Here is a 24,368-nt window from a genome sequence, read left to right on the forward strand (position 1 = left end):
AGGTCAGGCGAGAACGCCGAGTGCGCGGTGCAGCGCGTCGGTGATCATCGTCTCGAACCCGGCGTCGGCGGTGCCGCGCGGCACCCGTTCGGTGAGCATGATCGAGTACAGGTAGGCCTGGTAGGCGGCCAGCCGGACGCGGGCCGAGTCGGTGAACTCGAAGCCGTACGCCGTCAGGAAGTCCTCGTCGTCCTCGATCGTCCCGAAGAGAGCGAGCGACACGAACTCGGCGACCGGATCGCCCCAAAACGCCCGCTCCCCGTCGACGAGTCCGGTCAGCCCGGTGCCGGCGAGGACGTTGCCGTCCCACAGGTCGAAGTGCACGAGCGCGGGCCGCCGCACCTCGTCGAACGCCTTGGCGTGCTTGCCCAGGCCGGCGGTCGGCAGCCGCACCCCGTACCGTTCGGCGTCGGCCAGCACGGCCCCGAACATGCCGGAGAACGCCCCGGTCCACGTGTCGTGCAGCCCGAGCTGCGGATAGCCGAACCCGGGCCCGGTCACCTCGTGCAGTGCGCGCGTCGTCTCGCCGAGCCGGCGGCGGAGCAACGGCCAGTCCAGGTCGGACCGGCCGAAAACGGGCGTGCCCGGCAGGAACGTCGTGAGGAGGAACGTGGCGTTGTCGGTGTGCACGACCTGAGGCACCGGCGCGACCGGGGACGCGAGCGTGCAGAACATCGCCTCGGTGCGGATCAGCCGCCGCTCGTAGGTCAGGCCGGGCTGCTCACCGGGTGCCACCTTCAGCACGAACTCGCCCTCGTGCGCCGACACCCGGTACACCGAGTTGTAGGTGCCGCCGCCCAAAGGGCTGGTCCGAGCGCCGGTGAGGCCGGCGGTGGCCAGAATCCGCTCCACAGTCACTCCCGCGAATGTAATCGGGTGCGGGGCGAGGTGGCGGGGGACCGCCGAGGCGGTGGGCGCTAGGCGGGCGACCAGCCCAGTTCCGGGCCGAGCTCCGTCGCGATGTCGGTGAGGATCTGCACGTAGTCCTCGTGCTCGAAGCTGAACGGCAGCGCGAACGCCACCTCGTCGACCTCCTGGAACGCCGCGTGCGCGTAGAGCTGCTCGGCGATCTCCGCGGACGTGCCGACGAGGTCGCGCTCGAACATCATCCGGCGCGGCCCGAACGTCTTGCCGATGCGCCCGGCCCGTCCCTCGACGTACGCCCGGTACTTCGCGCGCTGCTCGGGCGTGGCCGAGTCGGTCGGGATCACCACGAGGCCCTGCGACACGCGTCCTCCGCCGTGCTCGCGGAACGTCCGGATGTGCGCCAGCTGGGTCTCGGCGAAGTCCTCGGAGCCCTCGGACTGGGCCACGTTGCTGGTGAGCAGGTTCAGGCCGTGCTCGCCCGCCCACGCCGCCGACCGCAGGCTCCCGCCGCCGTACCAGATGCGGTCGCGCAGACCGGCGGCGTGCGGCTGCACGCGGTCCGACCAGACCTCGATGCCCTCGACGCCGCTGAACGACGCGACCTTCTCGCCGCCGACGAAGTCCAGCAGCCGCTGCACGCGGTCGTAGCCGAAGTTCTCGACGTCGGCCGTGTCCGGGTAGAGCGCCTGCTTCACGTCGTCCCAGTGCATCGGCGGGCCGACGCTGACGCCGGGGTTGAGCCGCCCACCCGACAGCACGTCGACCGTGGCGAGGTCCTCGGCCAGGCGCAGCGGGTTCTCCCAGCCGAGCGGGATGACCGCGGTGCCGAGCTGGATGCGGCTGGTCCGCTGGGACGCCGCGGCGAGGACGGCGACCGGCGACGAGATGCCGAACTGCAGGTGCCGGTGCCGCACCCACGCGCTGTCGAACCCCAGCTCCTCGCCGAGCACGATGACGTCCAGGGTGGCCCGATGACCGGCTCCCGGATCGTGCTCGTCGAAGAGCCCGATGGTCAGAAAACCCAGCTTCCGCAGCGGCTCTGTCTTGCGGGGCACGGAACCCTCCTCAGTCGTCTGCCGCCAGTTTAGGTGACATCTCAACTAGTTCCAGATGCTGGAACCACCGCGTGCAGGGCGTCGAGCACCACGGTGATCGCGGCGCGCGAGTCGCGGCGTACGGCGGCGGTGATCCTCCGCGTCACCGGCAGCTCCTTCGTGACCACGTCGAACCGCCGGTCGACGGCGAGCGCGGGCAGCACGGCGACCGCGAGCCCGGCCTCGACGTGCTTGAGCGTCAACATGTAGTTGCTGAACCTGCCCACGACCCTCGGCTCGAACCCCGCCTGCCGGCACAACCGGGTCGCGAGGTTCGCCATGTAGGAGCCGGGGACGTCGAACGCCCACGGCTCCTCCGCGCACGCCGCGAGGTCGGTGCGCGGCTGTCCGGGCGGCGAGAGCAGCACGATCGGGTCCTCGCCGAGCGGCACGACGTCGATGTCACGCGGCACCGGCTGCTCCACGAAGTCGGTGGTCGTGATGATCACGTCGACCTCACCCGCCAGCAGCGCGGGCATGCTCGCGTGCGGTTCCAGCTCGACGAGCTCGACGTCGAGGTGCGGGTGGCCGAGCCGCTGCACGGCCGGCACGGCGAGCGTGTGGATCGAGCTCTGGAACGCGCCGAGCCGGATGAGGCCGGACGGTTCGTCGTTCAGGGCGCGCAGCTCGGCCTCGACGGCTTCCATCTGGTCGAGGATCGACCGCGCCCGCCGCGCCAGGATCAGTCCGGCCGAGGTGAGCCGGACGCGCCGCCCGGTCCGTTCGATCAACTGCGTGCGCGTCTCGCTCTCGAGCACCGCGAGCTGCTGCGACACGCTCGAAGCACTCAGGTTCGCGGCCTGCGCCACGGCCCGCACGGTGCCCAGCGCGTCGAGCTGGCTGAGCAGGCGCAGGCGCCACGGGTTGAGCGTCATGCTGTGCAGTATTTCCGAACAGCGAGCGTGGAATCGTGAGATGGACCTGATCCTCGGCGCGTCCTAGCGTTTTCCGCATGGAGACCTTCTGGGACGACGTCGACCGCCACCTCATCCGCTACGGCGGCACGTTCACGCGCGAGATCATCGACAGCGCGTCGGGGAGCTTCCTGTTCACCGAGGACGGCCGCCGCGTCCTGGACTTCACGTCCGGGCAGATGAGCGGCATCCTCGGCCACTCGCACCCGCGCGTCGTCGAGACGGTGCGGCGCCAGATCGCGAACCTCGACCACCTGTTCAGCGGCATGCTCAGCCGCCCGGTGGTGGACCTGGCGCGGCGCCTGGCCGAGACGCTGCCCCCGTCGCTGTCCAAGGTGCAGCTGCTCACCACGGGAGCCGAGTCGAACGAGGCCGCGCTGCGCATGGCCAAGCTCGTGACCGGCAAGCACGAGGTGGTGGCGTTCGCGAGGTCGTGGCACGGCATGACCGCCGCCGCGGCCGCCGCGACCTACAGCGCGGGCCGCAAGGGCTACGGCCCCGCCGCACCCGGCAACTTCGCGATCCCGGCGCCGTCGGCCGGTGACTGGCAGGCGCAGCTGGACCTGGCGTTCGACCTGGTCGACGCCCAGTCCGTCGGCTCGCTGGCCGCCTGCATCGTCGAACCGATCCTCTCCTCCGGCGGCATCCTGGAACCACCGCCGGGCTACTTCGCCGCGCTGCAGCGGAAGTGCCGCGAGCGCGGGATGCTGCTGATCCTCGACGAGGCCCAGACCGGCCTGTGCCGCACCGGCACCTGGTACGCGTTCGAACGCGACGGCGTGGTGCCGGACATCCTGACGCTGTCGAAGACCCTCGGCGCCGGCCTGCCGCTGGCCGCCGTGGTCACCTCCGCCGAGATCGAGGCCGAGGCGCACGCCCGCAACTACCTGTTCTTCACCACGCACGTGTCGGACCCGCTCGTGGCCGCCGTCGGCAACACGGTGCTGGACGTGCTGATCGAGGAACGGCTGGACGAGCGGGCCGCGAAGCTCGGCGCGGTCCTGCGCAACGGCCTGACCGACATCGCCTCCCGCCACCCGCTGGTCACCGACGTGCGCGGACGCGGACTGCTCGTCGGACTGGAGATCGCGGACGAGTCGCTGTCCGCGCCGATCACCCAGAAGTGCCTGGACCTGGGCCTGCACATGAACATCGTGCAGATGCCGGGCATGGGCGGGGTGTTCCGGATCGCGCCGCCGCTGACGGCCACGGAGGAGGAGCTGGCGCTCGGCGTGAGCATCCTGGACGAGGCCATCGGGTCCTTCTGACCACATGGCCACCCGGCCTCGGTCAGCCAGCCGAGGCCGTCCGGCACCCGTGCTCCTACGATCGGCCGGGTGGGGGGACTTCGCCGCAGCTCACTGCTCATCGCCACCGCGGTCCTGTGCGTCAGCGGCTTCGTGGTGACCGGGCGGATCATCGGCTTCGACCGGGCGGTGCTGCTGCGCAGCAGCCAGGGCGTGGGCGCGGACACCTTCGTCGACCACCCGGTCTACGCGATCGTCGAAGGCGCCGTCGTGCTGGTCGTGGTGTTCCTGCACGCCTGGCGGACCCGTCCGACCGTGGCCGTGCTCTCGATCGCGGCACTCCTGGTCGTCTTCGAGCACGCCGCGTTCTACCGTCCGCACACCATGCTCAGCCGTGCGGACTCCGTTCAGCTGATGCTGATCCTGAGCGCCATCATGGTCGCGGGCGGCCTGTTGCTGCGCCTGCGGGAACGGTCGCGCGAGGCGCTCGCGGCGGCCGCGGAGGAACGGGCGCGCCGCGACGAACGCCTCGACATGGCCCGTGAGCTGCACGACGTGGTGGCGCACCACGTCACGGGCATGCTGGTGCAGGCGCAGGCCGCACTGGTGGTGGCGGAGCAGGACAAGGCCAAGGCGTGCGCGATGATCCCGGGCATCGTGGAGGGCGGCACGGAGGCGTTGGGGGCGATGAGCGCGATGGTCAGGACGTTGCGGGACAACGGCGCCGCGACCGCGACCACCGACCTCACGGCCGACCTGCACCGGCTCGCGGAGCGGTCCGGGCTGCCGGTGCGCACGACCGTCGAGCTGACCGAGGACGTGCGGCCGGAGCTGGGGCGGTCGGTGCTGCGGTTGGTGCAGGAGGCCTTGACCAACGTGCGCAAGCACGCCTTCGACGCCACGAGTGTGGAAGTGGACGTGCGGCTCGGCGCGAGCGCGGTTCAACTGTCCGTTGTGGACAACGGCCGCACGAGACCGGCGCACTCGGGCGGGTTCGGACTCGTGGGCATGCGCGAACGCGTGCACGAGCTGGGCGGGCGGTTCTTCGCAGGGCCGACCGGGGAGGGCTGGCTCGTCACCGCCGAGCTGCCGCTGGAGGTGCGCGCGTGATCTCCGTGCTCATCGCCGAGGACCAGGACATGGTGCGGGCCGGGTTCCGGCTGATCCTCGAGGCCCAGCCCGACATCAGCGTCGTCGCCGACGTCCCGGACGGGGTCAGCGCCGTGCAGCGCGCCCGTGAGCTGGAGCCGCAGGTGTGCCTGGTCGACGTGCGGATGCCGGGCCTCGACGGTCTGGAGGTCACCCGCCGGCTCGCGCCGCACACCCGCGTCGTCGTGGTCACGACGTTCGACAGCGACGAGGTGCTGGACAAGGCGCTGGACCTCGGCGCGTGCGGGTTCCTCACCAAGGACGCGAGCCCCGGCCTCCTCGCCGAGTCCGTCAGATCGGCCGCGCGAGGCGACGTTCTCGTGTCACCCCAGGTGGTGCGGCGCGTGCTGCGGCGTTCGGTGCCGCCCGTGCCGAACGCCGACGCCGGCGTGCTGAACCCGCGTGAGCTCGATGTGGTGCGGCACGTCGCACAAGGTCTGAGCAACAACGAAATCGCCGCGGCGATGAAGGTCTCCGTGTCGTCGGTCAAGGCCTACCTCGCCTCGGTGCAGGCCAAGGTCGGCGCCCGCAACCGCGTGGAGATCGTCGCGTGGGCCTTCCGCGCGCACGTGGTGGCCACCTGACCATGACCGTCCGGCCAGTCCGGGCGTCGCGGCTGCCCCTCCGGCCATGATCTCGCGGCTGCCGGGCCGATCCGCCGGCACCTCTGCTCGCAGCAGGCTCGTCCACATCGGATTTCGGTGTGACGAAGGGTTCTGGCCTGTGAACGACGTGCTCGCGCGCCGCCTCTGGGGCGTCGTGGTGGCCGGCCTGCTCGCCTGGGTGGTCGTGCGGAGCTTCGGCAGCGGTGTCCTGGACCTGCGCGTGTACCTCGCGGGCGGTGGCGCGTGGCGCGCGGGCACCGACCTCTACACCGCCGACTTCCACGGTCCCAGGGGACTCCCGTTCACCTACCCGCCGTTCGCGGCGCTGCTGTTCAGCGGCCTGTCCCCGTTGCCGCTGCAACTCTCGGCCCTGCTGTTCACCGCCGCCGCCATCGCGCTGTTCACCGCGGCCTGCCACACCACCGCGCCGTCCGGCTTCGGCCTCGCCGCGCTGTGCCTGCTGCTCGAACCCGTCCGCATCAGCCTGGACCTCGGGCAGGTCAACCTGGTCCTGCTCGGCCTGGTCGCCGCCGACTGCCTCCTGCCGCGCGCACCGTGGCCGCGCGGCCTGCTCGTCGGCCTCGCCGCCGCGATCAAGCTGACGCCTTTGGTCTTCCTGCTGTTCTTCCTGTCCCGCAAGCGGTGGCGGCCCGCATTGACCGCCGTGGCGACGTTCTCGTCGTGCGGCCTGCTCGGCTGGCTGCTCGCACCGGAGCAGTCCGAGCGGTTCTGGTTGCACGCCGTGCTCGACCCCGGCCGCGTGGGCGGACTCGGCTTCACCGCGAACCAGTCGGTGCGCGGCTTGCTGTTCCGCCTCGGCCTCCCGGAGGGGGTGTGGCTCGTGGCAGCGCCGGCAGTGCTCGCTTTCGCCGTGGCGGTGCTGCCGAGGCTGCGCGACGACCTCACCGCCCTCGTCGCGGTCGCGGTGACGGGCCTGCTCGTCTCGCCGGTGTCCTGGTCGCACCACTGGGTGTGGATCGCACCCGCGCTGGTGCTGCTGCGCGGCCACGTCCGCACCGCCGCCGTGGCGGTGTTCGCCGTCGGCCCGCACTGGCTGCTGCCGAGCGCCGGCGACCGCGAACTCGCCTGGACCTGGTGGCAGCACCTCGCCGGCAACACCTACGTGTGGCTGGGACTCGCGTTCCTCTGCTGGTGCGCCGGCAGCTTGCCGATCAGCGCACGGATCAGGCGCCGGATGTCGGCCTCCTCGTGGCCGAAGTCCGAGAGGTAGTGGCGCAACGCGTGCCGGAGGAGGACGAGCTCCTCGTGGGTCAGCTCCAGGGTCGTCGTAGTACCCATGAACCCATGTTAGGACTGCTCACGGCGTTCTGCGCGCCAGAGCGGAGGCTGCGGGACGTACCACTGACCGCGTTGCGCCCGCCTGCGGGATCTGCCCGGGCTTGCAGACGGCCGCGGCCCCAATGGCGGTTGGGACGACGGCGGCGCCGAGCATCAACACGACCGCAGGGCGACCGGTCCTGGTTCCGGTTCCCCGCGCGGCCCTCAGCGGCACCAGGACTGCACGGTCTCCTCGAAGTCCGGGAACTCCGCCCGCGCCTTGGCGAGCACCTCGGCGGGCGTCCGCGGCTCGACCCCGGAGTGCTTCTCCGCGATCGCGCGGAGCTCCGGGTGGGGCACGCCGCTGTCCGTCCCGAACTCGACGGCCTCCTGCGGCCCGACGCCGCCCGCGAGCAACCACAGGAACTCACCCAGGTTCGCCGCGACGGGTCCGACCTCGCCCTCGGAACCGAAGAACACCACGGGCTGCCCGGTCAGCGGTCCCTCCCGCACCAGCCACAGCACGGCCATGCCGCCGGTGCCGTCCTTGCCGAAGAGCCGGAACCGGTCGCCGTCGAGCTCCTGGTTCCCGGTCCACGACCGGATCCAGTCGGTCGTGTCCCCGGCCGACTCGAACTCGTCGTACGGCTCGTAGTCGATGTTGGTCGGCGCCGGCTCGTCGCCCTCCTCGTCGTGGTCCCAGGGGAACTCGACACCGCTCAGGGCGGTCAGCGCGGCGGGGAAGGCGCGGTCGGCAGTGATCTCCACGCGCGCACGCTACTTCACGGGTCGCGCGTGGACGGAACCTCAGTCCGGGAGAGCGGGAATGGAGCGCTCAGGATCGTTGATCGGCACATCCAGCGCGTTCAGGTGAACATCCATTCGGGACCGATGTGGAATCTCCTGCCAGGTCACGGTTTCCGCGAGGAGCGGCTGCTCTGATGGTGCGGACATCCGTCGCACGCGGGTGACAGCGGTTCGACCGGTCGGCGGGGCCCTTAACGTCGGCGGCCTGTTCCTGAACCGCATCCGCCCCAGAAGGGATCCCGCCCGTGCGAAGACGCTTGCCGGCGATGGCGCTGGCGACGGTGCTCGCCGGTAGCGCGCTCACCGCCGCCCTCCCCGTGGCCGCCCAGCCGTCCGTCTCGACGCTCACCAAGTCCGTCCAGGGCGTGGCCGACCCCGCCGCCCACGGGGACGTCGCCACCTGGGTCGTGTCGTACTCCAGCGGTGCCAACGGTGCAGCGACCATCACCGACACCATCGGCGCCGGCCAGACCCTCGTGTCCGGCTCGCTGCGGGTGCCGCCGGGCTGGACCGGCACCGAGGGCAACCCCGTCAGCGCCACGAACCCGAACGTGCGCAACGGCGGCACCGCCCTCTCGAGCCTGCTCACCCCGCCCGTGCAGGCCAGCGCGAGCAGCACCGGCGGTGACGGCTTCACCCCGATCCTGCACCGGACGCCGGACGGGCGCCTGCAGGCGTGGAACGTCTACCACCACGTGGCCGAGGCCGGTCCCAAGCTCGTCTGCACCGACCTCACCACCAGCGCCCTCTGCGCGGGTGGCCCGTGGCCGAAACCGCTGAACACGACGCCCGGCCCGTTCGGCGCGGGCAACACCGGGGACATCGCGAGCCCCCTCGAACCCCAGTACGTCCGCGACCCGGCCAACGCCGCCAGGGTCTACTACTCCGCCACCACCGCCTCCTCGATCGGCGTGGCCTGCCTCGACCTCGCCGCGCCCGGCAACTGCGGGTACTGGCCGCTGATGCCGCGCTCCGGGGCGACGTTCGAGATGGCCGGGCTCGTCGAGGCCGGCGGGAACCTCTACGGCGTCGCGACTTCCGGGCACGTCGTGTGCTGGGCGATCGCCACCCGGGGTGCCTGCGCGGGTCAGCCGTACGCGCCGGTCGTGCCGCCGACCAACCACGGCGGCTACTACCTCGGTGCGCTGGCGGTGGCCGGGGGCAAGCTGTTCGCGTCGTCCTCGCAACAAGGCGCCAGGGCACCCGTGCTCGGGTGCTTCGACCCCGCCACCGCGGCCGCGTGCGCGGGCTGGCCCGCCCCGAAACCCTTGGGGCCGTTCGGGAACTTCAGCTACAACGCCTACACCGCCTACAGCACGACGGGTGCGGAGGTCGGCGCGTGCTCCAGCACGACCGGCGGCCAGAACGTCACCACCTGCTATGCGGTCGACGGGTCGTCGCTGCCCGCGCCGTCGGCGCCCGCCGGGCTGGAGTCCAACGTCATCTCGTTCAACCCCGAGGTGATCCGCACCGGTGACCGGGTGCGCAGCTACCTCGGCATCTGGGGCGGCCCGTACTCGGGTGCCGCGGTGTGCCACGACTGGAGCACCGGGGCGTCGTGCGCCGGTCTGCCGGCGCGCATCACCCACCCCACCGTGAACGGTGGCGACACGAGGGATTACGGCTACGCCCACGACGCGCCCACCGGGTGCCTGATCGGCCTCGGCGACGCCGGCGTGCTGTTCTCGATGGATCCTGACACGGGGGCGTCGCCATGCGTACGCAGTGGCGCCTCCGTGTCGCTCAACCCGGCGCAGTTCTACTGCGACGGCAAACCGCACGACGTCACCTACGGCAAGGCCCGGCTCACCGGTGTGACACCGGCGAACGTGAACTTCGGCGCGTCGACCGTCAAGGCCGTCGACCAAGGCGGGAACCCCGTCAGCACACCGGGTTTCGCGCCGGACGGCACCGTCGACCTGACCGGGGTCTCCGCCGCCTCGCTGACCGTGACGGCGTCGATCGTGCTGAACAACGCGTCCGACTTCGGCGGCGGCAACCAGCCGGCGCTGGTCGTGGAGTTCACCGGTGACGCACCGCAGATCTGCTTCCGCACCAACATTTCCGCGGAGTGCTCGGTCACGTCCGTCGCCAACACCGCGGGCGGCACCGACGCGACCGGCGGGTTCACCTCCAACACCGTGACGCGGCAGGTCGCACCCGGTGCGTCGTGCCTGCCGAACGTGGTGGTGAACAAGGAGATCTGCGGCTCGCACACCCCCGCCCACTGCAAGGCGGGCGGTTCGGGCCCGTGGGTGAAGCAAGCACCCGTGGGCGTGCTCGGACTGTTGCACGCCACCGCGTACTGGCGGATCACCGTGACCAACAACGGCCCGATCGCCGTCACCGACGCCTACGTGCTCGACGACGTGGAACCGTCCTGCCACACCGGCCCGTTCTCGCTGCAACCGGGTGAGTCGAAGCGGGTGCACTGCTCGACCTACGCGTTGCTCTCGCTCTTCCCCCTGATCAACGAGGCGAAGGCGAAGTACACGCCGGTGAACGGCACGAGGCTCTACACCGCCTGGTCGTCCGCCAAGGCCTGCTCACTGCTCTGCGCGCTGAACTGACCTCCGCGGACTCGCCGCGGCCGGGCTGGAACCACCACCAGCCCGGCCGCCCCGAGCGGTCATCGCCGCCAGTGCCACCACGACCGCGGGAACGGCGGCGGCACCGGTGAAGGCCAGCACCACCAGCACGACCACGAAGGCGGCCGCCGCGGCGACGCGCACCCCGCCGTCCAGCAGCCGCCACGCCGCCGCCGTGCACCCGAGGTACACCACCAGGAACAACGCACTGGGAACGGTCACCAGTGACTCGAGCTCCAGCACCCCGCCGGCGAGCAGGCCGATCAGCACGACGCCGGAGGCGAGGATCGCGAGGTTCAGCCACCGGGGCGGCGTGTCCGCGTCGTCGTGGGGCTTCGTCAGGGTGCGCGCCAGGTTCGCGGCACCGGAGACGTAGGCGTTGATCGTGCCCATCGTGAGGACGACCGCGCACACCGACGCCAGCACCACACCGGCCGGGCCGACGGCGAGCACCAGCAGTTTCGCGACGGGCGTGGAACTCCCCGCCTCCGGCCCCAGCGCCGCCACGGTCACCGCCGCCAGCGACAGGTAGAGCAGGCTGGTGACGACGAGCGTGGTGGCGACGATCCTCGGCAGCTGCCGGCGCGGGTCCGCGAGCCTCGCCGTGAGCGGTGCGGCGGCCTCCCAGCCGACGAACGACAGCATCAGCGGCGCCGCGGCCGTCCCGATCGCGGCCCACCCGTGCGGTGCGAACGGCGTCCAGTTCGCGGCCTCAGCGGCCGTGGCTCCGCCGATGACGCTGACCGCCACCACCACCAGCAGCAACACGACGAGTCCGAACTGGACGGTCGACGACGTCCGCAGGCCGCGGGACGTGATCGCGAGGACCGCCACCAGGATCGCGGCGGCGAGGAGGCAGGCGGTGACGCGGCCGGCCCCGGCGAGCTCGGCGACGTATGCACCGCCGATCACGCACACGATCGGGGCACCCGCGACGATCCCGGCGAGGAAGCACCACGACGTCGCCGCCGACGCCCGGCGGCCGAGCCCGAGCGCCACGTAACCCCGGACCCCGTCCGCGGACGGCAGCCGGATGCCCAGCGCGGCGAAGACCCAGCCCAGCAGACCGGAGAGCACCAGCAGCGCGGCCCAGGTCACGACGGACGCCGGACCGGCCAGGGCGGCGGTCAGCCCCGGCAGCATCAGCAGGCCGGGACCGAGCAGGGCGCCGACGTACATCGCCGAGCCGCGCACCACGGACAGGGGAGAGGAGGACATGGACGAATTCTGCGGCGCGGAGCACGGCAGCCGCTGCGAAGTTGAAGCGCCTGGAACCGGTCACGTGCAACTCAGTTGCGCAGGAGCACGGAATATCCGAATATTCTGCACATGGAGAGGTTCGACGCCGTCGACAGGGCGATCCTGCGGAGGCTCCAGATCGACGGCCGGGTGCCGAACAACGAGCTGGCCGAAGCGGTGCGCCTCTCGCCGTCCGCCTGCCTGCGCCGCGTCCGCGCCCTGGAGAGCGCCGGGATCATCGCGGGCTACCGGGCCGAGCTCGACCGGGCGAAGGCGGGCCTCGGCCTCACGGTGTTCCTGGAGCTCAAGGTGACCGGCCACTCCGCGGAGGCGGCGCGCGAGGTGGAGGAGGCGTTGCTCGCGATCCCGGCGGTGGTGGCGTGCCACCTCGTCACGGGCTCCGCCGACTTCTTCGTCGAGGGCGTGCTGCCCGACCTGCCGTCCTACGAGCCGTTGCTGCTCGAGCACGTGCTGGCGATCCCCGTCGTGGTCGACGTGCGCAGCTCGTTCGCGATCCGGACCATGCGCTCGCGCGGCCCGCTGCCGGTCGGCCACCTGAGGTGAGCGGGCGTCACGGTCGCCTGATCACGGCCAGCGCGTGCTCGCGGGCCGGGGCGCTCAGCCGGCTGTTCAGCTCCTCGAACAGCGCCTCGGCCGTCACCCCGTTCCAGCCCGGCGGCAGCAGGGACAGGGGCAGGCCGGGATCGCTGTAGGGCAGACGCCGCCACTGGGTCAGCATCGGCACGTACGTCTGGAACGCCTGCTCGGCGGTCGTGATGCCGGCGTCGAGGATCGGGCGGTGGCGCCGGACGAAGTCCGCGTAGAGGTCCGCCAGCTCGTCGAGGTCCCACCACGCGCGCACCTTGGAGCGCAGGTCGCCGAACGCGAAGTGCTGACCGGCGAAGAGGTCCACGTACTCGGCCAGGCCGCGCCGCGCCAGGCTCCGGCGGGTCTCGGTGGCGAGGTTGCCCGGAGCGACCCAGACGCCGGGGGCGGCGGTGCCGAAACCGAGCTGGGTCAGGCTGGTGCGCAGCTCGTGGCGCTTCTCGCGTTCGGACTCGGGCACGGAGAACACGACGACGAGCCAGCCGTCCTCGGTGGTGGCGCGGCGGCGTTCGAAGATCCGCGCGTCCCCCTCGGCGAGGGTCTCGAGCGTCGGTTCGGCGAGGGCGTACCCGGCGGCGCCGTCGCGGCGGTCGGCGCGGACCACGCCGCGCCGCTTCAACCGGGAGATCGACGAGCGCACGGCCTGGCCCTCGACGCCCAGGTCCGCCATGAGCTGCACGACCGAGGCCACCGAGAGCCAGTTGTCCTCGCCGCGCGCGTACAGGCCGAAGATCGTGATGATGAGCGGGCCGAGCCGGTCGCGCCCGGCGGGAGCCGCGGCCTCCGCGGTCATGTCCGCGACGTCCAGTGCCCTCTCCTCACCTCGATCAGCTGCCGGGAAGAGTATCGCCCGGCCCGCCGAGGTCGGTCAGCCTCACGGTGTTGCGCAGCTCGCCGAGCCCGCTGACCCGCGTCACCACCACGTCGCCGTCGCGCAGGAAGACCTGCGGCTCGCGGGCGTTGCCGACGCCGCTGGGCGTGCCGGTGAGGACCACGTCGCCGGCGCGCAGGGTCATGCCGTGGCTCAGCTCGGCGATGATCCGCGCGAACGAGAACGCCATCTGCCCGCTGGAGGCGTTCTGCAGCAGCACGCCGTTGACCTCGCACTGCACCTGCAGCCGCGTCAGGTCGTCGATCTCGTCGGGCGTCGTCACCCACGGGCCGAGCGGCATCGTGGCGTCGAGGCTCTTGCCCTTGAGCCACTGCCCGCCATGTGCACGCTGGAGATCGCGCTGCGACACGTCGTTCGCGACGAGGAAGCCGAACACGTGGTCCAGCGCCTTCTCCTCCGGGATCGACCTGCCGTCGCGGCCGATGACCATCGCGATCTCGGCCTCGTAGTCCCACTTCCGCGACAGCCGCGGGTCGTAGGCGATGTCGTCGAACGGGCCGATGACCGTGTCCGGCCCCTTGGTGAAGAAGGCCGGTCGCTCCGGGAGGGACGCAGGGTCCTGCCCCTCGCGCTTGCCCTTCGACTCCTCGAAGTGGTCGAGGTAGTTCCAGCCGGTGCACAGGACGTCGCGGTTGAAGCGGTGCAACGGCGACTCCAGCCGCACCCGCGACAACGGCACGCTTCCGTCGGGAACGACCTCCGCACCGCGCACCACGTCGTCGGCCGTCGCGGTCAGCAGCGTGATCGAGTCGCCGTCCACGACGCCGCCGCGCCGCACGCCGTCGACTCTCACCGAAGCCAGCTTCACCCGCGGACCTCCTCCGATATTGCGTTCACATTCCGTGGATCATGAAAACGCTATCGATTCAGCTCGGGCGGACCAGGCGTTCCTCCGGGATCACCGCGACCCCGAGGATCTCGATCAGCGCCTCCGGCTGCCACAGCGCGGTGCAGCCGATGCCCGCCATGGCGGGGTAGACCGGTCCGGCGAGCTCGCGCCACACCTCCCCGATCTCCTTGCCGTGCGCCTGGTAGCCGGGGATGTCGGTGAGGTAGATCGTGATGCTGACCAGGTCTTCCGGTTCGCCGCCCGCCGCGCGCAGCGTCGTCAGGACGTTGCCGAACGCCTGGCGGAACTGCTCGACGATCCCACCGGGAACGATCTTCATGTCGGCGTCCAGCGCCGTCTGGCCGCCGAGGTGGAGGGTGTTGCCGGCGAGCGTGCCGTGGGAGTAGCCGCTCGGCTTCGGAAGACTGGCCGGGTTCACTGCTGCGGGCCTCATGAGTATTGACACTATCTGACGGTCGTGAAGAATACGAGATATGGAGCCCGACCTGAGCAGGTACCAGCTCGAAGGCGACAACTCGATGTACCGGCTGCCGAGTGGCCTGGTGGCGCCGGTCGTGACGCGCGGGGGTGCCGAGAACCCGGACACCGCGGACTCCGGTGGCGCGGTCCGGATCTCGGGCGTGAGCATCCAGCACACCCCGGCGACGAAGCTGTGGTTCGGCAAGGTCACCAACGAACCCGGCTACCGCTCGGTGACCCACCACCACGGCGAGGCCGAGACCGGCGGCTACGTGCTGTCCGGGCGTGCGCGGATCTACTTCGGCGAGAAGTTCGAGGACTACGTGGACATGGAGGAGGGCGACTGGGTCTTCGTGCCGCCCTTCATGCCGCACATCGAATGCAACCTCTCGCGCAACAACCCGCTCACGTGGATGACGACGCGCACGCCCGAGAACATCGTCGTGAACCTCGACGACGTCCCGGACGAAGAGCTCCGCGACTGGCTGACCCGATGACCGCCGGGATGCTCGCGACATCCGAGATCTTCACGTCGGCGATCACGCTGGAGCAGGCCGAGCCGGAGCACTTCGACCTCGCCTTCACCGCCGTCACCCAGCCCTGCCCGTGGCCCAAGGCGTACGGCGGTGACCTGGTCGCCGCGGCGGTGGCCGCCGCGATGCGCTCGGTCTCCGACGGCAAGACCGTGCACTCGATGCACAGCTACTTCCTGCGCCCCGCCGACATCGGCGCCCCGGTGCGGTACGAGGTCGAGCTGCTGCGCGACGGCCGCGGCTACAGCACCCGGCAGGTCCGCGGCTACCAGAACGGCAAACCCCTCTACACCTGCCTGGCGAACTTCGCCGCCGGCGAGCCGGGCGGCACCTTCCGGGCCGAGGTCGCCGCCGACGTGCCCGGTCCCGAGGACCTGCCCAGCTCGGCGGACTTCCTCGCCGCGCGCGGCGGCGGCACCATGACCGGCGAGTCGAAGGCGTACTGGTCGGGTGGCCGCAGCTTCGACATGCGGCACGTTCCCGGCCCGGTCTACCTCGCTGTCGAGGGCGAGAAGGTCCCGCGCCAGGCGGTGTGGGTGAAGCCGTTCGACCCGCTGCGCCCCGTCGAGGGGCTGACCGCGGCGCAACGGGACCTGGCCGCCCTCGCCTACGTCTGCGACTACACGATCCTGGAGCCGGTCCTGCGCGTGCTCGACCTGCCGTGGGCGAGGCCGGGCCTCGTCACCGCGAGCCTCGACCACGCCATGTGGTTCCACCGCGAGAGCCCGGTCGGCGACTGGCTGCTCTACGTGCAGGAGGCCGTCGCCGCCGACTCGGGCCGCGGTCTGGGGTACGGCCGCTTCTTCACCCGCGATGGTGTGCACATCGCGACCGTTGCCCAGGAGGGCATGATCCGCGCTTCCTGACCCGCCGCCCGCGGAAGGACTCACCGATGGACACCTTCGCCCGCGACCACCTCCCGCCCACGGCGCTGTGGCCGACGATCGAGTTCACGACGCCGGAGCTGCGGTACCCGGACCGGCTCAACGCCGCCACCGAGCTGGTCGACGTGCCGGTGGCGCGGTTCGGCCCCGACCGGCCGGCGCTGCGCACGCCGGCGGGGGAGGTGTGGTCCTACGGCGAGCTGCTGACCCGAGCCAACCAGGTGGCCCAGGTGCTGGTCGAGGACTTCGGTCTCGGTGCGGGACAACGGGTCCTGCTGCGCTCGCCCAACAACCCCTGGACCGTGGCGGCGTGGCTCGGCGTGCTGAAGGCGGGCGGTGTCGTGGTGACGACCACGGCCGCGCTGCGGACGCGGGAGCTCGAGCCGATCGTCGAGCGCACCCGTCCGTTCCTCGCGCTGGTGGACGGGCGGTTCGCGGAGGACGTCCGAGCCCTGCCCTCGCTGACCGTCGTGGACCACGACGACCTCCGGGCGCGTGCCGCGACCAGGCCGGGGGAGTTCACCGCCGTGGACACCGCGGCCGACGACGTGGCGCTGCTCGCGCCCACGTCCGGCAGCACCGGCTCACCCAAGATCACCGCGCACTTCCACCGCGACGTCCTGTCCATCGACAACACCTTCGGCCGGCACGTGCTGCGGCTGGTGCCGGACGACCTGGTGGCGTGCACGGCGCCGTTCGCCTTCACGTTCGGCCTCGGCATGCTCGTCGTGTTCCCGTTGAGAGCGGGCGCCTGCGCCCTGCTGACCGAGGCGGCCACGCCCGCCCAGGTGGCCGATCTGGTGGTGGAGCAGGAAGTCACGGTGCTCGCGACGGCACCGACCGCGTACAAGGCGATCCTGCGCGACGGCGCCGAGGAGAAGCTGCGCGGTCTGCGGGTCGCGGTGTCGGCGGGCGAGCACATCCCGCGGGACACCTGGCAGCGGCTGCACGACCGGCTCGGGCTCCGCGTGGTCGACGGCATCGGTGCCACGGAGCTCCTGCACATCTTCATCTCCGCCGCCGGCGACGACATCCGGCCCGGGGCGACGGGCCGGCCCGTGCCGGGCTACCGCGCCACCGTCCTCGGTCCCGGCGGGGAGGAGCTCGAACCCGGCGAGACGGGGCGGCTGGGCGTCATCGGGCCGGTCGGCTGCCGCTACCTCGACGACGCGCGGCAGGAGGACTACGTGGTCAACGGCTGGAACGTCACCGGCGACGTCTTCCACCGCGACGAGGACGGCTACTTCCACTACCACGCCCGCAGCGACCACATGATCGTGTCATCCGGGTACAACATCGGCGGGCCGGAGGTCGAGGAGGCCATCGACACGCACCCCGACGTGCTGGAGTCGGCCGTGGTCGCCAAGCCCGACGACGAGCGCGGCTCGGTCGTGTGCGCCTTCGTCGTGCTGCGCGAGGGCGTCGAGGGCGACGCCGCCAAGATCAGGGAGATCCAGGACCACGTGAAGCGGACCATCGCGCCGTACAAGTACCCGCGCGACGTCCGGTTCCGGACCTCGTTGCCGCGCAACGCGAGCGGCAAGCTGCAGCGCTTCGCGCTCCGCAGGATCGTCGAGGAGGAGGTGCCGCGATGAGGATCGCCGTCGTCGGTGGTGGCCCCGGTGGCCTCTACTTCGCCGCACTGGTGAAGCAGCTCGACCCGTTGCATGACGTGACCATCTGGGAGCGCGATGCCGCGGACGTGACGTTCGGTTTCGGCGTGGTGTTCTCCGACGAGACGCTGGGCGGCATCGAGAACGCCGACCCGGAGTTCGCGGAGGCGATGGCGCGGAGGTTCGCGCGGTGGACGGACATCGACATCCACCACCGCGGGGAGACGCACACCGTCGGCGGGCAGGGTTTCGCCGCCCTGAGCCGCAAGGAGCTGCTCCGCCTGCTCCAGCAGCGGTGCCGCGACCTCGGCGTGGCCGTGCGCTTCTCCACGCCCGCGCCCGCCGTCGAGCTCCTGCGCTCCGAGTACGACCTCGTCGTCGGTGCGGACGGCGCCAACTCGGTGGTGCGTCAGGCGTTCGCGGACGTCTTCGGCTCCACTGCGGACCGTCGGAGCAACAGGTACATGTGGCTCGGCACGGACCTGGTCTTCGAGGCGTTCCAGTTCTTCGTCAAAGTCACGCGGTGGGGGACCATTCAGGTCCACGGCTACCCGTACTCGGAAACCGGGTCGACGTTCATCGTCGAGATGCACGAGGACGTCTGGCGCCGCGCCGGGTTCGACACCGGTGAGGAGTTCCCGCCCGGTGTCTCGGACGACCGCGCCGTCGAGCGGATTCGCGAGCTGTTCGCGGAGGAACTGGCGGGGCACCAGCTGTTCGCGAACAACTCGAAGTGGCTCAGCTTTTCCACCGTGCGCAACGAACGCTGGCACGACGGCAACCTCGTCCTGGTCGGCGACGCCGCGCACACCGCGCACTTCTCGATCGGCTCCGGCACGAAGCTCGCGATGGAGGACTCGCTCGCCCTCGCCGCGTGCCTGCACGAGCACCCCGGCGTCGAGGCCGCGCTGACCGCCTACGAGGCCGAGCGGCGTCCCGTCGTGGAGTCGACGCAACGCGCGGCCCAGGCGTCGCTGGAGTGGTTCGAGAACATCGGCATGTACGCGGACCAGGAGCCGACCCGCTTCTGCTTCAACCTGCTCACGCGCTCACGCCGCATCACCTACGACAACCTCCGCACCCGCGACGCGGAGTTCGCCGACCGCGTCGACGCCGCGTTCGCCGCCTCGCAGGGCTCGGAGACCGTCGTGCCCGCGATGTTCCAGCCGTTCCGCCTGGGACAGCTGGAGCTCAAGAACCGCGTGATCGTGTCACCGATGGACATGTACTCCGCCGTGGACGGCGTGCCGGGCGACTTCCACCTGGTCCACCTCGGGTCGAAGGCGATGGGCGGCGCCGGCCTGGTGATGACCGAGATGGTCTGCGTATCCGAAGAGGGCCGCATCACGCCCGGCTGCACCGGCCTGTGGACCGACGAGCAACGCGACTCGTGGGAACGCATCGTGTCGTTCGTCCACGAGAGGAGCACCGCCCGCATCGGCCTGCAACTCGGCCACTCCGGCCGCAAGGGTTCGACGCGCCTGATGTGGGAGGGCATGGACGAGCCGCTGCCCGACGGCGGCTGGAACGTCGTCGGCCCGTCGGCCCTGCCCTACGGCCCGGGGTCGGCCGTCCCGTCCGAAGCCACCCGCGAGGACCTGGACCGGATCACCGCCGAGTTCGCCGCCGCCGCCCGCCGAGGCGCCTCGGCGGGCTTCGACCTGCTCGAACTGCACTGCGCACACGGCTACTTGCTGTCGTCGTTCCTCTCGCCGATCGCGAACCGGCGCACCGACTCCTACGGCGGCTCCCTGGCGAACCGCCTGCGCTTCCCGCTGGAAGTGTTCGACGCCGTCCGCTCGACGTGGCCGGCCGAGCGCCCGATGATCGTGCGCATCTCCGCGACCGACTGGGCCGAAGGAGGCAACACCGAACACGACGCCGTGGAGATCGCCAAAGCTTTCATCGCCCACGGCGCCGACGCGATCGACGTCTCGTCCGGCCAGGTCACCGCCGAAGAACGCCCGGCCTACGGCCGCTCGTACCAAACCCCGTTCGCCGACCGGATCCGCCACGAGGTGGCCGCCGCCACCGGCACGGCCGTGATCGCCGTCGGCGCCATCGCCTCCTACGACGACGTCAACTCGATCCTGCTCGCGGGCCGCGCCGACCTGTGCGCCCTCGGCCGCACCCACCTCTACGACCCGCACTGGACCCTGCACGCCGCCGCCGACCAGGACCACCGCGGCCCCGGCGCGGACTGGCCGGTCCAGTACCGGGCCGGCAGCCGCAAACCGCCGGCCTCGCGCACCGACGCGGTCCGGCCGCGACTGTCGCTGTTGCGGGCGGACCCGCCGGATCGGGCCGTGCACCTGCGGTGGAGGCCGCACCGCGAACCGGCGGCCCTCGGGTAGGGGTGTTGGGGCTGGCGGCGAAGAGCGGTCGGCAGAGGATGGCTGCTCAAGTGGCCGCTTGAGCGGCCGCTCGGGTGGTGGCGTCGCAGGCAGCGTGTGGGGCGTGGCGGCGAAGGGCGGGTCAGGGCTGGCACGGAGCGGTGATGTGCGCGTGCGGGGCGGGCCTTCGGTGCGTGTGCGGACGTGGTGGGTGGTACGGGCTGGCGTTGGCGCGTGGTCCGCGGGCCACGGCGGGTCCCACTCCCAGTTCCGAAGCGGGTGCTGATGACCTGGGCCGCCCAACACTTGTAGGAATGTTGACATTCCTACAAGCGGGCTGCTCGCACCTCGACCGACCGTCGCGTCACAGAAGCTGAGGCGCTCACCGCTGATACACCTCAGCGCCGATACCCCTCCGCGCTTCCCAAGCGGTCCACCTGCCAGCAGCTCAACTCAGACGCTGATGTAATCTGGATGATGTCATCATCTGAAATCGGCGTCCGAGAGGAGCGGTCATGGTCCGGCTGACCAGAGCGCAGCAGCAGGCGCGCACGCGTGCCGCTGTGCTGGCCGCGGCGAGGGAGGAGTTCGCCGAGCGCGGTTTCGTGCAGGCGAAGGTCGACCGGATCGCCGAGCGGGCTGAACTCACGCGAGGGGCGGTGTACTCCAACTTCCCGAGCAAGCGCGCGCTGTACCTGGCGGTGCTGATCGACCTGATCGAGAGGTCGGCGGAGGGGGAGCCACGGGCGACGGTCTCGCCGTCGTCGCGGCTGGACGCGCTGGGTGTGTTCGCCAGGGTGTGGCTGGAGCGGTTGCCGCTCACCACCGGCACGTTGTCCGGCGGGCGGCTGCAGTTGCGGTCGCTCGACGGCGTTCTCGACGACGAGCACGGGCCCGCCGTGCTCGCGCAGGTGGCGCGGCTGGAGGCGTTGTTGCTGGCCGTCGGGCTCGAGCGGGGTGCGCCGTACCGGCACGTGCGGCTGGCCGAGCTGGCGCTGACGCTGCTCGACGGTGCCGGCCACCGGGCGGAGACGGCGCCGGGCTTCGGTGACCCGTTCGACGTGGCGCTCGCGTGCCGGCACCTGGCCACCATCGACCTCACGGACACGTGGTCGCCGCCGCACCTGCCGTACGTCGCCCCGGCGCGCACGTGCAGCGAGGAGTGGACCGCTCCCACGGGGCTCGTCGACCAGATCAGCGGCGTCGAGGTCGACTTCGACGACGGGCTCGTCGTCGTGCTCGGTGCGAACCGGCTCGGTGCAGCCGAAGAGGGCGTCAGGTCCGGCAAGCGGGTCACGCTCGTGGTCGTGACGAGCGATCCGGAGGAGACCGGCCGCCTCGTGCGCCTCAAGGTGACCGACGCCGTGAGCTGCCTGCGGAGGGTGTTCGCCGCCGAGGCCTTCGCCCGGGTCCGCCTGGTGCTCGACGACGAGGCGGTGGTCGCGGCGGCCCTCGGGATCGCCGGCGCCGGTGACGACACCGAAGCCGCGGTCGAGGTTCGGAACGGTGCCGTCACCGCTCGGGCGCTGGGCCGGGGCGCGGCGCACGCGGTGGGTGTGCGCAGGCGGGAGGCCATGCCGTGAGCCACGACCTGCTGGTGTTGCACGCCTTGCGCTGCGTGGGCGCGGCCGGGCTGGCGCGCGTCGCGTCGTTCACGGGGCTGTCCGAGGCCGAGGTGGAGTCCGAGCTGATCGACCTGGCCGTCGCCGGTCTCGTCACACACCACCGGGAGTTCGGCGGCTGGGCGCTCACCGCGTCCGGGAAGGCTGCCGACCTCGAACGGACCACCGCCGAGCTGGACGCCGCCGGCACGCGCCGGGAGCTCGCGGAGGCGTTCGACCAGTTCCTCGTGCTCAACCCGGAGCTGCTCGACCTGTGCACGGCGTGGCAGATCCGGTCCACCGACGGCACCGTCAACGACCACGGCGACGCCACCTACGACGCCCGCGTCCTCGGGCTCTTCGAGGACTTCCACGGTCGTGCGGTGAAGGTCATCGCGGCGCTGTCCACCGCCTTGCCCCGCTTCGCGCGCTACGAGGACAGGCTCGCGCAGGCCCTCGGCCGGGCGCGGGCCGGGGAGCTCGGGTACGTGGCCGACGAGATCGGGTCGTTCCACGCCGTGTGGGCCGAGCTGCACGAGGACCTGCTGGCCACTCTCGGGATCCAGCGGTGGTGAGCCACGACGCGCCGCGGTGGGTGAGGCGGCTGTCCGCCGACCTCGACGAACCGCCCGAGGTGATCGGCGGCAAGGCGCACGGGCTCGTCGTGCTGCACCGGCTCGGGCTGCCGGTACCCGCCGGGTTCGTCGTCACCACGGCGGCGTGCCGGGCGTTCCTGCGCGACGGCCGGCTGCCGGACGGGCTCCGCGACGAACTCGCCGCCGCGACGCTGCCGCCGGTGGTGTCGGTCAGGTCCGGGGCGGCGGTGTCGATGCCCGGCATGATGGACACGGTCCTCAACCTGCGCCCGGCTCCCGACGCGCTCGAGGACGCGCTGAAGGCGGTGTTCTCCTCGTGGAACACACCCAGGGCACGCACCTACCGCACCCTGAACGGCATCCCGCACGACCTCGGCACCGCCGTGGTGGTGCAGCAGATGGTGTTCGGCGACCGGGACGAGCGCAGCGGCTCCGGTGTCGCGTTCAGCCGGGACCCGAACACCGGCGAGAACGTGCCGTCCGGTGAGGTCCTCTTCGGACAGCAGGGCGACGCCGTCGTCTCCGGCCGGTCGCTGACGCTGCCGCTGGAGGCGCTGGCCGAACGAGAACCGTTGGTGTGGCGGGCTTTGCGCGACGCGTTCGGCAGGATCGAGGAGCACTACCGCGACGCCTGCTACGTCGAGTTCACCTTCGAGTCGGGTGTGCTGTGGCTGTTGCAGGTGCGGCGGGGCAGGTTCGGCGGGGCCGCCGCCGTGCGCGTCGCCACCGACCTCGCCGACGAAGGCGCGATCGAGCGGGAAGAAGCACTGCTGCGGGTGTCGGCGCAGCACCTCGCGCACGTCCGCACGCCCCGGATCGCACCCGGTGCGGAGGTCCTCGCCCGCGGCCTGGGCGTGTGTCCCGGCGTGGCGGCCGGGCGGGTGGCGCTCACGGCCGACGCGGCGGTGCGGATGGCCGCGGACGAGCCGGTGGTGCTGGTGCGGCCCGAGACGTCACCCGAGGACATCCGCGGGCTGGCGGCGGCGACCGGCATCGTCACGGCGCGGGGTGGGCCCGCCAGCCACGCCGCTGTGGTCGCGCGGTCGATGGGCAAACCCGCTGTCGTGGGGGTCACCGACCTCGTCGTCGGCGCCCACTCGGTCTCCGTGCGGGGGCACGAGGTCGGCGCCGGCGCGGTCATCGGCCTCGACGGGACAGGTGGTGAGGTCGTCCTCGGCACGCCGCGCGTGGTCACGGGTGCGGCGGACGCGCACCTGGGCCGCCTGCTGGAGTGGGCGGACCAGGTGTCCGGTGACCGCTCGGAGCGCGACGAGGCCGCGCGGCTCGAAGCAGCACACGCGGTGCTCCACCGGCGATGACACCTAGGCCTTGGACCGCAGCGCCTCGACGTCCTCGCGCAGCCTCCGGACCTCGGTGAGGATCTCCATCGTCGCGGCCATCTCCTCGCGGTCGTGCTCGGCGTGCTCCTCGGCCATCTGCGTCTGCATGGCGCTGACGGCGACCGCGATGAACAGGTTGAGCACGGTGAACGTCGTGACGGCGAGGTAGCCGACGAAGAAGATCCACGCGAACGGCTTCTCGGCCATGACGTGCCGGGCGACCTCCGACCACGCCTCGCCGGTCATGACCTGGAAGAGCGTGAACAGCGAGTCGCCCAGGTCGCCGAAGTACCCGGGCGCGACACCGCTGAACAGCTTGGTGGCGATCACCGAGGACACGTAGAGCACCAGCGCCAGCAGCGCGGTGATGGACGCCATGCCCGGCAAGGCGGTCAGCAGCGCGGACACCACCCGGCGCATGCTCGGCACGACGGACACCAGGCGCAGGACCCGCAGCACCCGCAGGGCGCGCAGCACCGAGAACATCCCCGACGCCGGGAGCAGCGTGACGCCCACGACGATCGTGTCGAACCAGTTCCACGGGTCGCGGAAGAAGTCCCTGCCGCAGGCGCCGAACCGCAGTGCCAGCTCGACCACGAACACGGTCAGCGCCAAGCGGTCGACGAGGTGCAGCACGTCCCCGTACGACGCCATCAGCTCCGGCGAGGTCTCGGCGCCGAGCGTCACCGCGTTGACCAGGATCACCGCCGTGATCACCTTGGTGAACCAGGGGGCGTCCACCAGGACGCGCAGCCGACCACTCGGGATCAACGGGAACTCCTGGCGCGGCGAGAAGGCGGAGCGGACGAAGATCAACCTATCGAGTGACCTCCGTCGCCGGTCGCTTCGCCCGTTCGGACGCTGCCCGCGCCG

The 24,368-nt window shown here is 71.6% G+C and carries 22 protein-coding genes; 13 read left to right on the top strand and 9 right to left on the bottom strand.

The features are described from left to right. Window positions 1-3: 3 nt before the first annotated feature. The 3 genes from BLQ91_RS10345 to BLQ91_RS10355 form a co-directional block, all read right to left on the bottom strand. Window positions 4-852: an aminoglycoside phosphotransferase family protein gene (locus BLQ91_RS10345; RefSeq protein ID WP_176959653.1), complete on the bottom strand. Its 849-nt coding sequence runs from the start codon at window positions 850-852 to the stop codon at window positions 4-6. Window positions 853-917: 65 nt separating this feature from the next. After that, a complete protein-coding gene (locus tag BLQ91_RS10350) occupies window positions 918-1,922 on the bottom strand; it encodes an LLM class flavin-dependent oxidoreductase (RefSeq protein ID WP_090096497.1) in 1,005 nt (334 codons plus the stop codon). Between the two features lie 41 nt (window positions 1,923-1,963). Beyond that, the gene (locus BLQ91_RS10355; protein ID WP_090096498.1) at window positions 1,964-2,836 is read right to left on the bottom strand and encodes a LysR substrate-binding domain-containing protein; all 873 of its coding nucleotides are present in this window, start codon (window positions 2,834-2,836) and stop codon (window positions 1,964-1,966) included. Between the two features lie 77 nt (window positions 2,837-2,913). Here BLQ91_RS10355 and BLQ91_RS10360 point away from each other — a divergent pair, with 77 nt between their 5' ends. The 4 genes from BLQ91_RS10360 (at window position 2,914) to BLQ91_RS10375 (ending at window position 7,107) form a co-directional block, all read left to right on the top strand. Next, complete coding sequence (locus BLQ91_RS10360) at window positions 2,914-4,143, top strand: aspartate aminotransferase family protein (protein WP_090096499.1); 1,230 nt, start codon at window positions 2,914-2,916, stop codon at window positions 4,141-4,143. A gap of 69 nt (window positions 4,144-4,212) precedes the next feature. Then, a complete protein-coding gene (locus BLQ91_RS10365) occupies window positions 4,213-5,232 on the top strand; it encodes a sensor histidine kinase (protein ID WP_090096500.1) in 1,020 nt (339 codons plus the stop codon). Continuing rightward, the gene (locus BLQ91_RS10370; RefSeq protein ID WP_090096501.1) at window positions 5,229-5,855 is read left to right on the top strand and encodes a response regulator transcription factor; all 627 of its coding nucleotides are present in this window, start codon (window positions 5,229-5,231) and stop codon (window positions 5,853-5,855) included. The genes BLQ91_RS10365 and BLQ91_RS10370 overlap by 4 nt, the downstream gene beginning before the upstream one ends. 139 nt (window positions 5,856-5,994) lie before the next feature. Then, window positions 5,995-7,107 (top strand): glycosyltransferase 87 family protein, encoded by a 1,113-nt coding sequence (locus BLQ91_RS10375; RefSeq protein WP_176959654.1) that lies wholly within the window; start codon window positions 5,995-5,997, stop codon window positions 7,105-7,107. Between the two features lie 272 nt (window positions 7,108-7,379). Here the strand turns inward: BLQ91_RS10375 and BLQ91_RS10380 are convergent, their stop codons facing one another. Continuing rightward, the gene (locus BLQ91_RS10380) at window positions 7,380-7,922 is read right to left on the bottom strand and encodes an SMI1/KNR4 family protein (RefSeq protein WP_090096503.1); all 543 of its coding nucleotides are present in this window, start codon (window positions 7,920-7,922) and stop codon (window positions 7,380-7,382) included. Between the two features lie 284 nt (window positions 7,923-8,206). Here BLQ91_RS10380 and BLQ91_RS10385 point away from each other — a divergent pair, with 284 nt between their 5' ends. Continuing rightward, window positions 8,207-10,531 carry a DUF7617 domain-containing protein gene (locus tag BLQ91_RS10385; RefSeq protein ID WP_090096504.1) on the top strand — a complete coding sequence of 775 codons (2,325 nt, stop codon included), beginning with the start codon at window positions 8,207-8,209 and terminating at the stop codon, window positions 10,529-10,531. On the opposite strand, the gene BLQ91_RS41140 is transcribed toward BLQ91_RS10385, so the two are convergent. Then, window positions 10,508-11,767, bottom strand: a complete 1,260-nt coding sequence (locus BLQ91_RS41140; RefSeq protein ID WP_176959655.1) for an APC family permease — start codon at window positions 11,765-11,767, stop codon at window positions 10,508-10,510. The two genes, BLQ91_RS10385 and BLQ91_RS41140, sit on opposite strands and share 24 nt — an antisense overlap. A 111-nt stretch (window positions 11,768-11,878) precedes the next feature. Between BLQ91_RS41140 and BLQ91_RS10395 the strand changes: the two genes are divergently transcribed. Further along, entirely contained in the window at window positions 11,879-12,352 is a 474-nt protein-coding gene (locus tag BLQ91_RS10395) for an Lrp/AsnC family transcriptional regulator (RefSeq protein ID WP_090096505.1), read from the top strand. 7 nt (window positions 12,353-12,359) lie between these two features. On the opposite strand, the gene BLQ91_RS10400 is transcribed toward BLQ91_RS10395, so the two are convergent. Genes BLQ91_RS10400 through BLQ91_RS10410 form a run of 3 tightly spaced genes read right to left on the bottom strand, consistent with a single transcriptional unit; the run spans window position 12,360 to window position 14,569 of the window. Then, on the bottom strand, window positions 12,360-13,187 hold the full coding sequence (locus BLQ91_RS10400) for a PaaX family transcriptional regulator (protein WP_090096506.1): 828 nt from the start codon (window positions 13,185-13,187) through the stop codon (window positions 12,360-12,362). A 34-nt stretch (window positions 13,188-13,221) separates the two neighbouring features. Next, a complete protein-coding gene (locus BLQ91_RS10405) occupies window positions 13,222-14,094 on the bottom strand; it encodes a fumarylacetoacetate hydrolase family protein (protein ID WP_090096507.1) in 873 nt (290 codons plus the stop codon). Window positions 14,095-14,152: 58 nt separating this feature from the next. Continuing rightward, window positions 14,153-14,569 (bottom strand): RidA family protein, encoded by a 417-nt coding sequence (locus BLQ91_RS10410; protein ID WP_090096508.1) that lies wholly within the window; start codon window positions 14,567-14,569, stop codon window positions 14,153-14,155. Between the two features lie 40 nt (window positions 14,570-14,609). Between BLQ91_RS10410 and BLQ91_RS10415 the strand changes: the two genes are divergently transcribed. The 7 genes from BLQ91_RS10415 (at window position 14,610) to BLQ91_RS10445 (ending at window position 23,474) form a co-directional block, all read left to right on the top strand. Continuing rightward, a complete protein-coding gene (locus BLQ91_RS10415) occupies window positions 14,610-15,092 on the top strand; it encodes a cupin domain-containing protein (RefSeq protein WP_090096509.1) in 483 nt (160 codons plus the stop codon). 8 nt (window positions 15,093-15,100) lie between these two features. Then, window positions 15,101-15,994 (top strand): acyl-CoA thioesterase, encoded by an 894-nt coding sequence (locus BLQ91_RS10420; RefSeq protein ID WP_090096762.1) that lies wholly within the window; start codon window positions 15,101-15,103, stop codon window positions 15,992-15,994. A gap of 26 nt (window positions 15,995-16,020) precedes the next feature. Beyond that, the gene (locus BLQ91_RS10425) at window positions 16,021-17,607 is read left to right on the top strand and encodes an AMP-binding protein (protein ID WP_090096510.1); all 1,587 of its coding nucleotides are present in this window, start codon (window positions 16,021-16,023) and stop codon (window positions 17,605-17,607) included. Further along, window positions 17,604-19,979, top strand: coding sequence for a bifunctional salicylyl-CoA 5-hydroxylase/oxidoreductase (locus tag BLQ91_RS10430; RefSeq protein WP_090096511.1), 2,376 nt, complete (start codon window positions 17,604-17,606; stop codon window positions 19,977-19,979). Before BLQ91_RS10425 ends, BLQ91_RS10430 begins: the two co-directional genes overlap by 4 nt. 494 nt (window positions 19,980-20,473) lie before the next feature. Further along, complete coding sequence (locus tag BLQ91_RS10435) at window positions 20,474-21,541, top strand: TetR/AcrR family transcriptional regulator (protein WP_090096512.1); 1,068 nt, start codon at window positions 20,474-20,476, stop codon at window positions 21,539-21,541. Further along, entirely contained in the window at window positions 21,538-22,134 is a 597-nt protein-coding gene (locus BLQ91_RS10440; protein ID WP_090096513.1) for a transcriptional regulator, read from the top strand. Before BLQ91_RS10435 ends, BLQ91_RS10440 begins: the two co-directional genes overlap by 4 nt. Continuing rightward, the gene (locus tag BLQ91_RS10445; protein WP_090096514.1) at window positions 22,128-23,474 is read left to right on the top strand and encodes a PEP/pyruvate-binding domain-containing protein; all 1,347 of its coding nucleotides are present in this window, start codon (window positions 22,128-22,130) and stop codon (window positions 23,472-23,474) included. Before BLQ91_RS10440 ends, BLQ91_RS10445 begins: the two co-directional genes overlap by 7 nt. A gap of 3 nt (window positions 23,475-23,477) precedes the next feature. On the opposite strand, the gene BLQ91_RS10450 is transcribed toward BLQ91_RS10445, so the two are convergent. Then, complete coding sequence (locus BLQ91_RS10450; protein WP_425412460.1) at window positions 23,478-24,308, bottom strand: ion transporter; 831 nt, start codon at window positions 24,306-24,308, stop codon at window positions 23,478-23,480. Between the last annotated feature and the right edge of the window lie 60 nt (window positions 24,309-24,368).

It is taken from the genome of Lentzea jiangxiensis, from assembly GCF_900104175.1.
In the GTDB taxonomy this organism is placed as follows: Bacteria; Actinomycetota; Actinomycetes; order Mycobacteriales; family Pseudonocardiaceae; genus Lentzea; species Lentzea jiangxiensis.